The organism is Marinobacter sp. BSs20148 (assembly GCF_000283275.1).
GTDB classification, from domain to species: Bacteria; Pseudomonadota; Gammaproteobacteria; order Pseudomonadales; family Oleiphilaceae; genus Marinobacter; species Marinobacter psychrophilus.
Genome location: NC_018268.1, coordinates 852,712 through 867,822 on the forward strand (window position 1 = coordinate 852,712; position 15,111 = coordinate 867,822).

Consider the following 15,111-nt stretch of genomic DNA (forward strand, 5'->3'; position numbering starts at 1 on the left):
GAGTGCTTCATGCCTTGGGGTGAATTCAAGAACATAGCCGCTGAACGCCGTTTGTTCCAGCGCCGCACTCTGGTCATGCTAATTTTTGTGATGTTGCTAACGGGAGCGTTGATTGCGCGCCTGTACCAGTTGCAAGTAGTAGAACACGAGATCTACACCACGCTGTCAGACAAAAATCGGGTTCAGGTGCAGTCAGTGCCACCGCCACGGGGTTTGGTATACGATCGCAATCGTGTGCTGCTGGCGGAAAATCGTCCGGTGTTCAGCGTGACTCTGGTGCCCGAACGCATTACTGATATGAGCGTTACCCTAGCGCGCCTGCAAACCATTCTGTCCATTTCCAATGAAGACCTTGAACGCTTTCAGCGCCGCTTGGAAGAGCGCCGCCGTCCGTTTCAGGAATTGCCTCTGCGTTATGATCTTAATGAAGACGAAATCGCCCGGCTAGCGGTGCTGCGCCATGAATTACCGGGCGTAGAAGTGCAGGCCGAGCTGGTGCGCTACTACCCCCACAGCGAATTTACTGCCCATGCCTTGGGCTTCGTGGGGCGCATTAATCAAAGTGAGTTGCAGCGTATTGATCCGGTTAATTACGCCGGTACCAATTACATCGGAAAATCTGGAGTTGAACGTTTCTACGAGCAGATGCTGCACGGCAAGGTTGGCTATCAGCATGTTGAAACCAACGCTCGTGGCCGCACCCTCAGGGTGTTGGAGCGCCAAAATCCGGTGCCTGGTGAAAATATTCAGCTGCATCTGGATTTGCGCTTACAGAAGCTGGCCCACAAACTGCTTGACGGTCGCCGCGGAGCCATTGTGGCGATTGAACCGGCAACAGGCGGCATCCTGGCTCTGGCCAGTGTGCCGGGGTTTGATGCCAACCAGTTTGTGACCGGCATCAGCGTAGAAGACTATCGCGAACTGAGTGAAAGCCGCGACAAACCTTTGTTCAACCGCGCTCTTCGTGGGCAGTACCCCCCTGGCTCTACCTTAAAACCAATGTTGGCGATTGCAGCGTTGGATAGCGGTGCCACCACCCGCAACCGCAGCATTTGGGACCCAGGCTATTTCCAGTTCAACTCGTCTGGGCGGCGTTATCGGGACTGGAAACGATCGGGACATGGGTGGGTAGACCTTAACCTGGCCATGGCCCAATCCTGCGATGTGTATTTTTACGAAATCGCGGTGGACATGGGGGTTGATACTATTCACCACTATCTTTCTCGCTTTGGATTCGGTGAAGACGCCGCGCTGGACGTGGCGGGGGCGCTGAGTGGTCTGCTGCCGTCGAAGGAATGGAAGCAGGGCGCCCGCCAGGAGCCCTGGTACCCCGGTGACACGGTTAATCTGGGTATCGGCCAAGGTTTTATGTTGGCCACGCCCCTGCAGCTGGCCACGGCCACGGCGCTTATTGCCGACCGTGGTTATTGGGTCGAGCCGCGACTGCTAAAAAGTATTGACGGCCACAACGATCTCACGAGTTTTTTGCCGGAGAAAAACCACGCGCCGTTAACGCTAAAAAATCCGGACGACTGGGAGTTTGTAGTGGAGGCCATGGCCGATGTAATGCACGGTGCGCGCGGAACCGCCCGTGCCTCTGGCGCAAACGCCAGCTACCGAATGGCCGGTAAAACCGGAACGGCCCAAGTTTTTTCCTTAGCTGAAGATGAAGAGTACAACGAAGAGGAAGTGAAAGAGCGGCTGCGTGATCACGCGATGTTTGTTGGTTTTGCGCCGGTAGATAACCCGCAGATTGCTGTGTCGGTGATTGTTGAAAACGGCGGTGGCGGCAGCAGTACCGCTGCGCCGGTGGCGCGCGCCCTGTTTGACGCCTGGCTGTTGGAATTCGGCGAAGGTGGGGGTGATAGAGTGGGCAGGGCCGCCGCAGACATCGCCAATGTTGAGGGCCCTCGCTGATGGCCAATCGGGATATATTACACGGCACTGACAGTAGCTCCTTGGGAAATCCCCGCGGTTTCTGGGCTACGGTGCATCTGGACCCCATTCTTCTGGTGTTGCTGTTGATACTGATGGGTGGCGGCCTTTTTGTGCTTTACAGCGGTGCCGACCGCAATATAGACGTTGTCAAGGCTCAGGGTATTCGTCTGGGAATTGCCTTCGTTGTAATGGTCGTGCTGGCCCAGCTTGACCCCGCCGTGTTTCGCCGTTGGGCGCCGTTGTTTTACACCCTCGGCCTGGTGGCGCTTTTGGCCGTGCTGCTGGTGGGTGTTGGTGCCAAGGGCGCTCAGCGCTGGCTGGCGGTGCCCGGCTTGCCCAGGTTCCAGCCTTCGGAATACATGAAACTGGTGGTGCCAATGATGGCCGCCTGGTATCTGTCGCGTCACTATCTGCCGCCACGTTTGCGTCATCTGGCGGTGGGTATGGCCATTGTGTTGGTGCCTATGGCGATGATCGTCAAACAGCCTGATTTGGGCACCTCCCTACTGGTTGGCATGGCGGGTATTTTCGTGGTGTTTTTTGCCGGTATCAGCTGGAAGCTCATTGCAGCATTTTTTGCGTTGGTATCGGTGTCGGCGCCGGTGATGTGGATGTATGGCATGCGCGATTACCAAAAACAGCGTGTGCTGACCATGCTGGACCCGCAAAGCGATCCGCTGGGGGCAGGCTGGAATATTATTCAGTCTAAAACCGCTATCGGTTCCGGTGGCTACGATGGCAAGGGTTGGCTGCACGGCACCCAGTCGCATTTGGAATTTCTGCCCGAAAGTCACACTGACTTCATCGTGGCGGTGTTGGCTGAAGAGTTTGGCTTTGTCGGCATGCTGGTTTTGCTAACCGTGTATTTTCTGATTATTCTGCGCTGCCTTTACATCGCAGTTTCTGCCCAGGATTCTTTTAGTCGCTTGCTGGCAGGTGCATTGACCATGACGTTTTTCATCTATATTTTTGTCAATATTGGTATGGTCAGCGGCATGTTGCCTGTGGTGGGCGTGCCGCTGCCTTTGGTCAGTTACGGCGGTACCTCCGGGGTTACCCTGATGGCTGCCTTCGGGGTGTTGATGTCGATTCACACCCACCGCCGCATGATCTGTTCGTGAGCAGTTCCAGAGCGCAACCATGGCTGCTCGGTAATGGTGTAGTACCAGCCGCAGCCGTTAGAATGGAGTACTACCCGCTTTTGCGGTTTTCAATTATGGGGGATATCCCATTGTGATCATCAAGTCTGCCCTGTGGGTCGTGTTGGCGGGGGCTCTGGCCATGCTGGTCGGCTGTGCTTCTGCGCCCCCGGAAAAAGACCATTCCGGCCGTTATACGATCCGTCAGGATCGAGCGCCTGACGGCAACTTTGACGCCTCGGGGCTAAAAGATGCGCAACCGCGCTTTGAAGAGCCGCGGCGGGCGGGCAACAAATCGCCCTACACCGTGTGGGGCAAAAAATACAGCGTGATGGACGATAACAACGGTTACGTGGCTGAGGGCATGGCAAGCTGGTACGGTGAGAAGTTTCACGGCCACAAAACCTCTAATGGCGAAGTGTTCGATATGTACCAGATGACCGCCGCCCACAAATCGCTGCGCATTCCCAGTTACGCGCGGGTGACCAACCTTGCCAACGGCCGCTCGGTGATTGTGCGGGTAAATGACCGCGGCCCCTTTCATGGCGACCGGATGATTGATTTGTCCTACGCTGCAGCCAAACGACTGGGTTACCAGGGCCAGGGTGTTGCGCAGGTAAAGGTAGCGGCGATAACGGTGAGCCCGGACGGCGCCATGTTTGTGGCCAATAAGCCGTTTGGTGGCGCCGCTGGGGCACAAGTATTAGCTGCGCAAAAGCCGACGGGTTATTCAGTACCCAAACCAGAACCCAAGCGCGAGCCTGCGGTGGCGAAGCTGTCCGCGCCAGAACATCCGGATAGCTCAACAGTGGTTGCGCCTGCCGCACAGGGTGTATTCGTGCAGTTGGCGTCATTTTCCAGCAACGTTGCGGCCGAAAATCTGATCCGAAAAGTTCAAAACCAGGTGCAGACACCCATGCGGGTTAAAGTGGCCGACACCGGTAGCGGGCGTTTTCACCGCGTTCAGGCTGGCCCCTTCAACAATGAACAGAGCGCCCTGCAAGCCCAACAGTTGCTGCAGACCTACGGTTTCTATGAAACAATTTTGCTGACGGACTCTCGTTGACGGGCTCTCGCTGACAGATTTGCGCTGGCTGATCCAGGCAGAAGAGCCACGCTGAAGAGTCGCCGGTAAACCCTATCCATACACTGACCAATAAATGAAAAAAACCATGGCTTTCATATCTCTGTTCCGTTCCGCTTTGTTTGTGTACACACTACTGCTGGTCATTGCCGGCAACGCTTTGGCCCAGACCGTACTGATACCGGCGCCGCCGCAGATTGCCGGCAGTTCCTACGTGTTGATGGAGCCCAAAAGCGGGCACGTCATTATGGAAAACAACAGCAGTGAGCGCCTGCCGCCCGCCAGCCTGACTAAAATGATGACCGCGTACATTGTTGAGCGCGAACTGGATGAGGGCCGTATTGCCATGGGCGACATGGTGCCCATCAGCGTTACTGCCTGGCAAACCGGAGGTTCCCGCACCTTTGTGCGTGAAGGCACCAGTGTAACGGTAGAAGATTTGTTACGTGGGGTAGTGATCCAGTCCGGTAACGACGCCTCGGTGGCCTTGGCGGAATTTGTTGCCGGCAGCGAGGGCGCGTTTGTCGACATCATGAACCAGCAGGCTGAACTCCTGGGCATGACCAATACCAATTTCGAGAACGCCACCGGATTGCCGTCACCCAACCACTATTCAACTGCTCAAGACTTGGCTCTTTTGGCCCAGGCCACCATCAATGATTACCCCGAGACCTATCCGATTTACGCCGAAAAGCATTTCACTTTCAACAACATTCGCCAGCCAAATCGCAACAGCTTGCTGTGGCGTGACAACAGCGTAGACGGGCTGAAAACCGGCCATACCGAAGAAGCGGGATATTGCCTGGTGGCTTCGGCAAAACGCGATGACACCCGTTTTATAGCGGTTGTAATGGGCGCTCGCAGTGCGGAGTCGCGTTCACAAGAAGTGCAGAAAATGCTGAACTATGGCTTCCGTTACTATCAGAGCGAGCGCCTGTTCAGCGCCGGCCAAGAGCTGATTGAGTCACCGGTTTGGGGTGGTGTTGCCAACACCTTGTCGGTTGGGGTGCTTGAAGATGTTCATGTCACCATTTCCCGCGGTGCCCGCAATCAGCTGGAGTCTGTTATAGACCTTGACTCCGTGGTTAGAGCGCCGGTCAGCGCTGGTGATGAATTGGGCCGCATCAGGGTTTCGTATCAGGGCGAGGTGCTGGTAGACCAGCCCGTGTTGGCGCTGGTAGATGTGCCTGACGGCGGTTTTTTCAAGCGTATCTGGGACGCGGTAAAGCTGTTTTTTGTGCAGTTGCTCCCGTAAGTCATAACGTTATAGCCGGACAGTAAGATGAGTGACGAAAAAGCACCAAAAATAGAATTTCCCTGCGATTACGCGATCAAAGTGATTGGTAATGCAGCTCCGGATTTCAGGGATTTTGTACTAGCAGTGGTTGAGCGCCATGCACCGAGGCTAGATGTTAGTACCGTGACTGTAAACGACAGCCGTAACGGCCGTTTCTGTTCGGTGCGGCTGACCATGGTTGCAACCGGAGAACCGCAACTGCAAGCGCTGTTTAACGAGCTTAAAGCCAGCGGTCGCGTGCACATGGTGCTGTGACCGTGAGCCATCTGATTGTGCGCTCTTTGGGCGAACAGCCCTACCTGGAAACCTGGCACGCTATGCAGGCATTTACCGCCAGCCGCGACAAAAACAGCGCTGACGAACTCTGGTGTCTCCAGCACCCGGCGGTTTATACCCAAGGCCAGGCCGGTAAGGCCGAGCATATTCTGGCGCCGGGTGATATACCGGTGGTTCAGGTAGACCGAGGTGGCCAAGTGACATACCACGGCCCCGGCCAACTGGTTATTTATCTGCTGATTGATTTAACTCGCAGTGCTCTGGGTATTCGCGCGCTGGTCAGCCATATTGAACAGTCCATCGTAAACACTCTTGCACCTTTGGGTATCAGTGCCGCGCCGCGAGCCGATGCGCCGGGGGTTTACGTGAATGGTGCGAAAATCGCGTCGCTGGGTTTGCGTGTACGACGCGGTTGCTCATTCCACGGCCTGGCGCTGAATGTTGCCATGGATATGGAGCCCTTCTCGCGAATCAACCCGTGCGGCTATGCCGGTATGGCTATGTGCCAGGTTCAGGACTTTGCGCAGCACGCCACATTTGCACAAACAGAGCAGCAGCTTGCCGAACAACTGGTTGCCGCCTTGGGTCATAGCTTGGCAGGCGGGGGCTCGGTAAGCTGGCAGAAGGGCTGGTAAATCTGCGCCGAGATGAGACAGTGGCAGGCTAAAAACATTTGAATCAGTAGATATTTACCTTAGAGAGCACTTGAGTGAGCGAATATCTAAGTGAAAGAGTATTTAAGCTGGAAAGATTTAGGGCTGGAGAGCATTTAGAGTTGGAGAGTATTTATGGCAAAAAAGGGATCAGACAACTCTGTCTCACGCATAAAAACCGGCAGCTTCGAACGCAGGCTTAGCCTTACCCGTGCTGGCCTGTTTGCCGGGACCCGCATGGCTTCCCACATGGCGACCAATTGGCTGGGTGGTAAGGAGCGCCGCGAACAACGTCACAAAGCTATGTTGTCTACCCAGGCCCGCTTTCTGGTAGGGGAACTTGGCCAACTAAAAGGCAGCGTGGTCAAGATTGGCCAGGTGATGGCTTTGTACGGCGAACATTTTCTACCCGATGAAGTTACCGAAGCGCTGCATACTCTGGAAGACCAGACCACGGCTTTGGCGTGGCCGGCCATCGAGCGCGTGTTGCAATCGGAATTGGGAAGTGAGCGTTTGGCGCAGCTGGAAATTGAGCGTCAGCCAATTGGCGCCGCTTCACTGGGCCAGGTTCACCGAGCCCGGCGCTTGAATGACGGCCTTGAACTGGTGCTGAAAGTGCAGTACCCCGGTGTGGGTGATGCGGTCGACAGCGATCTAAACGCCGTTGCCAAGCTGCTAAAAATGGCCCGGTTGGTCAATTTTGGCCCTGAGTTCGACGACTGGCTGGAAGAAGTGCGGGTAATGATGCACCGCGAGGTGGATTACCGCCTGGAAGCCCGAACCACCGAGCGTTTTCGTCAAATGCTGCTAGACGATCCGCGTTTCATTGTGCCGCGGGTACTGCCGGAATACTCCAGTGCCCAAGTGATTGCCTCCACTTATGAGCGCGGGCACTCTGTTAACTCTCCCACAGTTGCCGGCATGTCGTTGGAGCGCCGCAGTGAGCTGGGTAAGGCCGCGCTGGAGCTGTTCTTTCGCGAGCTGTTTGATTGGGGTGAAATTCAGACCGACCCGAACTTTGGCAACTATCGCATTCGCCTGGCCGGAGAGTCGGGCGCAGAAGCAGACCACGATCGTATCGTGCTGCTGGATTTTGGCGCGGTGCAGCGCTACAACGATGACTTTCTTCAGCCGGTTATCCAAATGATTCGTGCCTCCTATGAAAACGATCTGGCTGCTGTGATCGATGGCGGGGTGCAACTCCGGTTTATGAGCCGTGACTGGCCCACTGAGGTGCTTGAAACCTTTGGCGGGGTTTGTATGTCAGTGTTGGAACCGTTGATTGGCGACCCCAGCGAATGGCCACCCGTGGCTGTGAACAGCGCCGGCCAGTATCGCTGGAAACAAAGCGACCTGCCTTCACGGGTAGCACGGCAGGCCGCTCGTTCTGCTATTAATCGCTACTTTCGCGTGCCACCAAAAGAGTTCGTATTTCTAAACCGCAAGTTGATCGGGGTTTACACGTTTATTGCCGTTTTGCAGGCTGAATTCAACGGTGAGCCCATGCTACGGCGTTATCTTTACCCTGAGAACACTAAACCCGACACCAGCGCTTCGGTTTCGGGGCCGTAGGCTCTGAGTACCAGCCACAACACAATGGCATAGCGCAGGCCCTTGCCGATGCCAACCAAAATCACAAAGTTCAGCCAAGGCACGCGCATAATACCGCCTACCAGGGTAAGGGCGTCGCCGCCAATCGGTAACCATCCCATCAGTAACGACCATTGGCCAAAGCGGTTAAAGCGGTTGCGGGCATTGTGCAGCTGCACTTCGGTCATCGGAAACCAGCGCTTGTGCTTGAATCGATCTACCTGGCGTCCGATAATTCCGTTCACCACAGACCCCAGCGTATTTCCGGTTGTGGCCGCAAACCACAACCAGAATGGCCCATAGCCCTTGGCCAGCAGGGTGCCCAGCAGAATTTCCGAATACGCCGGTAGCAGCGTAGCAGCGGCAAAAGCGGTGGCGAAAAGGGTCAGGTATACCACGGGTTCTCCGTTTAAGGATTTATTGGCTCAGCTTTGGCTTTCGGCATAGTCGGCCAATCGGAATACTAGACTATCGCGGCTATTCAAACAGTCAATTTTCATTCTCCGGCAGCCATGCGATCATATCGAAGCCAAGGGACAAAACATCGATCAAGCCAATAGCCACCAAGCTAACAGGCAAGCATTAATAACGGGAGCAAGTTATGGAAAAAGTCACAATTTTTGGTCGTACCAGTTGCGGGTTCTGCGTAAGAGCCATCCGTCTGTGCGAAGCTCGTGACTTCGAGTTTAAATGGGTAGACATGATTGAGGAAGATATTACTAAAGCGGATATTGCACAGAAAATCGGCAAGCCCGTAAATACCGTGCCGCAGATCTTCGTGGGTGAGCGGCACATTGGCGGTTATGATGAATTTTCTACTTTTGTCCGTCAGCAAGAAACAGCCGAGCACTAATCGTTTCTAATTGTCCATTCCATCCAGAACCTGATTGGCCCAGCTGCGGCTTTCCAAAAAAAAGTGGTTGAGTGTGGCAATCGCTTCGTCACTGGCATTTGTCAGGCGGCCCTTTTCAAAAGCTTTTACTAAATGAAGGGTCTTGCCAAGCGGGCCTTCGTGAGCAAGCAGCGCCTGCTTGATATTTGGCGCGAGAGGGAGTTGGTCACACAATAGTTCGAGCTTTTGGCCGAGCAGCACATCAACCATCGACAGCAAGCCCATCATAAAGGCGGGTTCTTTGTTTGCCTTGTAGTCTCGTGCAGCCAGCCGCGAGCACATGGCTGCGCGGGTAAGCGCTTGTGGCAACAACAACATGTTGCACGGGTCGTCATTAGCCAGTACCAGCATGGTGACCAGACTACGAAGGCGATTCAGTCCAAGCAACACTATGGCCTGTCGCATGCTGATTATTTCGTGAGGCAAATTGTGGCTTGCAGAATTGACTGTGCGCAGCATTTGCACCGCCAGCTGAGGTTCCTGCACCAGTAACCGTTCCAGTTCGTTGTAGTTTGCTTCGGGTTTTTGTAATTCGCCCAGAAGGCGAAGTTGCGCCGACTGATTGCGCCCGCGCTTAAAGGCGGTGGATTGACGGGTTTCTGGGTGGGCGTAAAAGTAACCCTGAAAAAGAGTAAATCCCATGGCCCGAGCTTGATCGAACTCTTTTTTGGTTTCCACCTTTTCGGCCAACAAGGTGATGCCGCGAGTTAGGTAGTGTTCTACCTGCTTTCTGGTGGGAGGCTGCTCCAGCACGTCCAGCTTGACAATGTCGGCCAGATCCAGAAGCGGTCGGGTGGCGTCGGTCAGCACAAAGTCATCCAATGCTATGGTGTAGCCCTGAGATTTTATGTGCTTCAGCGCTACAAGGATTTCTTCGTCACCCTCTACGCATTCCAGTACCTCGATAACCACCTGCTCCGGGCTGGGCGGCAGTAATGCCGGGTTCAGCAGCCACTCACGGGGGGCGTTGAAAAACAGCTTTCTACGGCCGCAAAGTGACTCTACACCGGTTTCGTAAAAGGCTGCATTGCAGGCCCGCGCAGTGGCGATAAGGCCATCTTCTATGACAGCGAAACTCGCGCCTGCGGTGGCTCGGTAGAGTAGCTCGTCGGCCACGTGGACCATATTGGCATCGCAAATTGGCTGCAGAGCAATGCAATAAGAGCCGGTGTTGGGTTTTTGTGAGTTCGTCATGAATCATTGGCACCCAAAGAATTACACTGGCGTCAACAGCCAGACGAGACTGCAGCATACAATAGAGCTGCCGCCGCTCAAACACCGGATATTTTATTTGTCTGCGAAGCTGGCAATACGGCAGCCTCTAGGGCTGCCGTATTGAGTGTGGTGGGGTTGTTTTAGAGCTCGAATGCGGTTTTAAGGCGTTTTTCCACCAATTGGTTTTTCAATTTGGCTACTTTTGGCAAGCCGTTCTCAAAAGGTGGAAAACTTTCGCCCTGAATCAGTGGGCTCAAGTAGTCGCGGCAGTCTTGGGTAATGCCGAAGCCGTCATCGGTGATGTAGTGAATCGGCATTTTCTTTTCCTGGTTAGCCACTTCGCTCAGCGGTGCCTCGCCCACTCTCCAGCGATAAGGCTTGGCCTGCTCGCGAACGATGATGGGCATTAGCGCCTGCTTGCCGGCAATCGCCATTTCTACCGCTGCCTTGCCGACGGTGTAGGCCTGTTCTACGTCGGTGGCTGAGGCGATATGGCGCGCACTTCGCTGCAGGTAATCAGCTACGGCCCAGTGGTACTTGTAGCCCAGTGCCTGCTTCATCAGATTTGCCAGCGCTGGCGCAACGCCGCCTAATTGGGTGTGGCCAAAGGCGTCTCTGGCCCCGGCTTCAGCCAGAAAGCGGCCGTCTTCATATTGAGCGCCTTCAGACGCAACAATCACGCAATAACCGTATTCCTTCACGCAAAAGTCCACCCGGGCCAGGAAGGCCTCGCGATCAAACGGAATTTCCGGGAACAAAATAATGTGCGGCGGCTCACCTTCGCCCTGACCGGCAAGCCCGCCTGATGCAGCAATCCAGCCGGCGTGGCGACCCATCACCTCCAGAATGAACACTTTGGTGGAGGTCTCGCACATGGATTTGATGTCAAGGCTGGCTTCCATCGTGGAGATGGCAATGTACTTGGCAACCGAGCCAAAGCCCGGGCAGCAATCGGTGAAGGGCAGATCGTTATCAACGGTCTTGGGTATACCGATGCAGGTAATAGGATAGCCCATTTTTTCGCTGATCTGCGATACCTTGTAAGCGGTGTCTTGCGAATCGCCGCCGCCGTTATAGAAGAAATACCCGATGTCGTGGGCGCGGAACACTTCAATTAAGCGCTCGTATTCGCGGCGGTTTTCGGAGATATTTTTAAGCTTGTGGCGACACGATCCAAACGCACCGCCAGGGGTATGCATCAGTGCGGCAATGGCGCCATCGGACTCCAGACTGGTATCGATCAGTTCTTCTTTCAACGCACCGAGAATACCGTTGCGCCCGGCATACACCTTGCCGATTTTATCCGGGTGCCGGCGGGCGGTCTGAATAACGCCACAGGCGCTGGCGTTTATAACGGCGGTAACACCACCGGATTGTGCATAGAATGCGTTTTTAATGGCCATCTGGCAGGTAAGCCTCTCACTGATTTGACGATGGCGCGCATGATACGCCAATTACCGGCAATTTTCATGACCGGTAAAACCGAGACAGTCAGCAGCGCATGCTTGACGGACTGCAGTGTATGGGGGACGCTTGGCAGCGTTTTTATCAGGAGGCGGTCGGTTTCATGCACATTCATATATTGGGTATTTGCGGCACCTTTATGGGTAGCCTGGCTGTATTGGCCCATGAAATGGGGCACAAGGTGACGGGCTCTGATCAAGGCGTTTACCCGCCCATGAGTACCCAACTGCAAGCTCAGGGAGTCGAGCTGATTGAAGGCTACCACCCTGACAACCTCAAACCGCGACCCGATCTGGTGTTGATCGGCAACGCCATGTCCCGCGGCAACGCCGAAGTGGAACAGGTGCTTAACTGCAATATTCCTTATATGTCCGGCCCCGAATGGCTGGCGCGGGAAGTGTTACACCAGCGTTGGGTGCTGGCGGTAGCCGGCACCCACGGCAAAACCACCACCACCGCCATGCTGCTGTGGATACTGGAGCAGGCCGGGTTTGACGCAGGTTATCTGGTGGGAGGCGTACCCAGAGATTTGCCGGTGTCTGCGCGCTTGGGTAGCAGTGATTTTTTTGTGATTGAGGCCGATGAATACGACAGCGCGTTTTTTGACAAGCGTTCGAAGTTTGTTCACTACCGCCCGCGTACGCTTATTTTGAACAATCTGGAATTCGACCACGCCGATATTTTTGACAACGTAGAAGCTATCGAACGCCAGTTCCATCACCTGATTCGGACCGTGCCGTCCCAAGGCTTGATTCTGCGCCCGACGCTGGATAGTCACCTGGACAACGCCATTGCCCTGGGCTGCTGGACCCCGCAGCAAACGCTGTCTATTGGTAGCGAAGCCGATAGTCCAAGCCACTGGCGAGCCGAGCTGTTGAGCGACGACGGCAGCCATTTCATGGTGTTGCGCCACGAGCAGCCGGTGGCTGCAGTAAAGTGGGCCCACAGCGGCCTACACAACGTACGTAACGCCTTGTCGGCCATTGCCGCAGCGCGCCATGTGGGTGTTACTCCAGACCACGCCGTTAGCGCGTTGTGCCGTTTTTCCGGAGTAAAAAGACGCATGGAGTTGCTGGCGGACATTAATGGCGTAAAGGTGTATGACGACTTCGCCCATCACCCCACGGCCATCGCCACTACCCTGGACGGCTTGCGCAAACAGGTGGGCAACGAGCCGGTGCTGGCATTGATCGAGCCCCGTTCCAATACCATGAAACAGGGCGTACACAGTGACACCCTGTTGCCCAGCGCGGCAGCCGCCGATCGTGTGCTATGGGCCAACCTGAACGATTCGAGCTGGTTGCCGAAATTGGTTGAACGCTGGCAACAGGCCAACGCCGACAGTAGCTTGCATCGGGTAGAAGCATCAGTAGACGATTTGATTGCGCGGGTAACGGCAGACTTACCCAGCCCCTGCCACATTGTCATTATGAGCAACGGCGGTTTTGGCGGCATTCATCAACGGCTGATTGCTGAAATCGAACGTATCAACGGGTAGTCTAAATTACGCCGCCTTAGTATCGGAGCAAGCAGTGCATGAATGAGGTGCCCGCAGTGAGTAATGCAGCAGCAACAGACGATGCCCCGCGAGTCATCAACCTGGCGTTTACCGGTGCTTCTGGCGCGCCTTACGGCCTGCGCCTGCTGCAGTGCCTGGTGGCTTCCGGCTGTCGGGTTCAGGTGATGATCAGCAAAGCCGCGCAGATTGTGATTGCCACCGAAACCGACCTGAAATTACCCGGCACACCGCCGGCCATGCAACAGTGCCTGAGTGAATACAGCCAGGCAGCCCCCGGCCAAGTATTGGTATTTGGTCGCGAAGACTGGTTTTCACCGCCGGCGTCCGGTTCTGGCGAAAAAGCTCCGCTGGTGATTTGCCCCTGCAGCACAGGTACGCTGTCGGCCCTGGCCACGGGCGCCAGCAATAACCTGATAGAGAGAGCAGGGGACGTAGCCCTGAAAGAACGCCGCCAGCTGATACTGGTACCGCGCGAGGCGCCCTATTCCGAAGTGCACCTGGAAAACATGCTGAAACTGACCCGCATGGGCGCCGTCATCATACCGGCAAGCCCGGGGTTTTATCACAACCCGGAAACCATCAACGACTTGGTGGACTTTGTGGTGGCACGTTTGCTGGATCATTTAGGTATTGATCAGAAGTTGATGCCTCGCTGGGGGGAAGAGAGGTTAGCGCGAAAGCTTAAAGGGGGTTAGGCGCGCGGTTTTCTGCGTTAGTAGATTTTTTAAGACCTGTCGCTACTGGAATCAACCATACGCTCGGCCAGCGCCGAGGTAGACGCTATCAACCAGGCAGCGTCCTGTCCTGCATCCAGCAACGTTGAATAATCATTAATCCGAGAGTGCGATGCCCAATTCCACACATTGTGAAGCTTAAAAAAACCGGGACAGCTTTTCTTTGAGACGGGTTAGGTGCTTAAAGATAGCTTTGTCCCAGCTTCTCTACTGAATCAGACGTTTTTTAACGTTGCCATGTCAATCACGAAGCGATACTTCACATCGCCTTTTTTTATGCGCTCGTAAGCTTCGTTGATATTCTTGATATCAAGCATTTCGATATCGCAGCTAATGTCGTGTTCAGCGCAGAAATCCAGCATTTCCTGGGTTTCCGGCATGCCACCGATCAGCGAGCCGCCCAATACCCGACGTTTAAGGACCAGATTGCCAGCTTCCAGTGCGGGGTCAATCGGCTCCAGAAGGCCCACCAAAATGTGGGTGCCATCATGGCTGAGGCAGTTCAGGTAAGGGTTCAGGTCGTGCTGAACAGGCACTGTATCCAGCATGAAATCAAAAGTTTCAGTGGCGTCCTTCATCTGCTGCTCATCGGTGGAAATGACCACATGGTCGGCGCCCTGTTTCTTGGCCTCTGCAACCTTGTTTTCAGAACGGGTGAAGATGGTCACTTCAGCACCCAGCGCCTTGGCGATCTTCACGCCCATATGGCCGAGGCCTCCCATCCCGATGACACCCACCTTGTCACCTTTTTTGACACCATAGTGGCGCAGCGGGGAATAGGTGGTAATGCCTGCACAAAGCAGCGGTGCGGCGCCGGCAGGGTCCAGCTTCTCCGGTATCCTGACCACGAAGCGTTCGCTGACGACCACGTTGTCTGAGTAGCCACCAAAAGTGACGGATTGATCGTAACGATCTGTGCCGTTGTAAGTGCCAGTCATACCTTCTTTGCAATACTGCTCAAGGCCGGATTCGCAGGCGGAGCAGGTGCGGCAGGAGTCCACCATGCAACCCACGCCAACCACATCCCCGACCTTGTAGGTTGAGACGTCGCTGCCTACAGAGGTAACCCGGCCAACAATCTCATGGCCCGGAACTACCGGGTAAACAGTCACTCCCCAGTCATTATGCGCAAAGTGAATATCGGTGTGGCAGACACCGCAGTAATCAATTTCGATGGATACATCGTCGAGGCGAGGTTCTCGGCGGTCAAAACTAAACGGTGCGACGCCTGATTGCGCAGATTGAGCGGCGTATGCTTTGGTGTTAGCCATGTCTGTAGTTTCTCCTCAACGAATGTTAAATTATGTCGA

Annotated in this window: 14 protein-coding genes; 10 read left to right on the top strand and 4 right to left on the bottom strand. The window is 55.0% G+C overall.

Annotated features, from left to right (window positions below):
* Nucleotides 1-9: 9 nt before the first annotated feature.
* The 7 genes from mrdA (at nt 10) to MRBBS_RS03870 (ending at nt 7,959) form a co-directional block, all read left to right on the top strand.
* Nucleotides 10-1,917: a penicillin-binding protein 2 gene (gene mrdA / locus MRBBS_RS03840; protein WP_014870104.1), complete on the top strand. Its 1,908-nt coding sequence runs from the start codon at nt 10-12 to the stop codon at nt 1,915-1,917.
* Nucleotides 1,917-3,059: a rod shape-determining protein RodA gene (rodA, locus tag MRBBS_RS03845; protein ID WP_014870105.1), complete on the top strand. Its 1,143-nt coding sequence runs from the start codon at nt 1,917-1,919 to the stop codon at nt 3,057-3,059. The genes mrdA and rodA overlap by 1 nt, the downstream gene beginning before the upstream one ends.
* 112 nt (nt 3,060-3,171) lie before the next feature.
* Nucleotides 3,172-4,143, top strand: a complete 972-nt coding sequence (locus tag MRBBS_RS03850; RefSeq protein WP_014870106.1) for a septal ring lytic transglycosylase RlpA family protein — start codon at nt 3,172-3,174, stop codon at nt 4,141-4,143.
* A gap of 106 nt (nt 4,144-4,249) precedes the next feature.
* Complete coding sequence (locus tag MRBBS_RS03855; protein WP_041635458.1) at nt 4,250-5,416, top strand: D-alanyl-D-alanine carboxypeptidase family protein; 1,167 nt, start codon at nt 4,250-4,252, stop codon at nt 5,414-5,416.
* Between the two features lie 27 nt (nt 5,417-5,443).
* Entirely contained in the window at nt 5,444-5,713 is a 270-nt protein-coding gene (locus MRBBS_RS03860; protein WP_014870108.1) for a YbeD family protein, read from the top strand.
* A 2-nt stretch (nt 5,714-5,715) separates the two neighbouring features.
* Nucleotides 5,716-6,369, top strand: coding sequence for a lipoyl(octanoyl) transferase LipB (gene lipB / locus MRBBS_RS03865; protein WP_014870109.1), 654 nt, complete (start codon nt 5,716-5,718; stop codon nt 6,367-6,369).
* Between the two features lie 153 nt (nt 6,370-6,522).
* Nucleotides 6,523-7,959: an ABC1 kinase family protein gene (locus MRBBS_RS03870; RefSeq protein ID WP_014870110.1), complete on the top strand. Its 1,437-nt coding sequence runs from the start codon at nt 6,523-6,525 to the stop codon at nt 7,957-7,959.
* Here MRBBS_RS03870 and MRBBS_RS03875 read toward each other — a convergent pair.
* Nucleotides 7,908-8,375 carry a YqaA family protein gene (locus tag MRBBS_RS03875; protein ID WP_041635064.1) on the bottom strand — a complete coding sequence of 156 codons (468 nt, stop codon included), beginning with the start codon at nt 8,373-8,375 and terminating at the stop codon, nt 7,908-7,910. The two genes, MRBBS_RS03870 and MRBBS_RS03875, sit on opposite strands and share 52 nt — an antisense overlap.
* Before the next feature lie 203 nt (nt 8,376-8,578).
* Between MRBBS_RS03875 and MRBBS_RS03880 the strand changes: the two genes are divergently transcribed.
* A complete protein-coding gene (locus MRBBS_RS03880) occupies nt 8,579-8,830 on the top strand; it encodes a GrxA family glutaredoxin (RefSeq protein WP_014870111.1) in 252 nt (83 codons plus the stop codon).
* Between the two features lie 6 nt (nt 8,831-8,836).
* On the opposite strand, the gene MRBBS_RS03885 is transcribed toward MRBBS_RS03880, so the two are convergent.
* A complete protein-coding gene (locus MRBBS_RS03885) occupies nt 8,837-10,063 on the bottom strand; it encodes an EAL and HDOD domain-containing protein (RefSeq protein WP_014870112.1) in 1,227 nt (408 codons plus the stop codon).
* Between the two features lie 161 nt (nt 10,064-10,224).
* A complete protein-coding gene (locus tag MRBBS_RS03890; RefSeq protein ID WP_014870114.1) occupies nt 10,225-11,487 on the bottom strand; it encodes a 6-phosphofructokinase in 1,263 nt (420 codons plus the stop codon).
* 164 nt (nt 11,488-11,651) lie between these two features.
* Between MRBBS_RS03890 and mpl the strand changes: the two genes are divergently transcribed.
* The gene (gene mpl, locus MRBBS_RS03895) at nt 11,652-13,046 is read left to right on the top strand and encodes a UDP-N-acetylmuramate:L-alanyl-gamma-D-glutamyl-meso-diaminopimelate ligase (protein WP_041635459.1); all 1,395 of its coding nucleotides are present in this window, start codon (nt 11,652-11,654) and stop codon (nt 13,044-13,046) included.
* 38 nt (nt 13,047-13,084) lie between these two features.
* Nucleotides 13,085-13,762, top strand: a complete 678-nt coding sequence (locus tag MRBBS_RS03900) for a flavin prenyltransferase UbiX (protein WP_014870116.1) — start codon at nt 13,085-13,087, stop codon at nt 13,760-13,762.
* Between the two features lie 254 nt (nt 13,763-14,016).
* Here MRBBS_RS03900 and MRBBS_RS03905 read toward each other — a convergent pair whose 3' ends face one another.
* Entirely contained in the window at nt 14,017-15,072 is a 1,056-nt protein-coding gene (locus MRBBS_RS03905; protein ID WP_014870118.1) for an NAD(P)-dependent alcohol dehydrogenase, read from the bottom strand.
* Between the last annotated feature and the right edge of the window lie 39 nt (nt 15,073-15,111).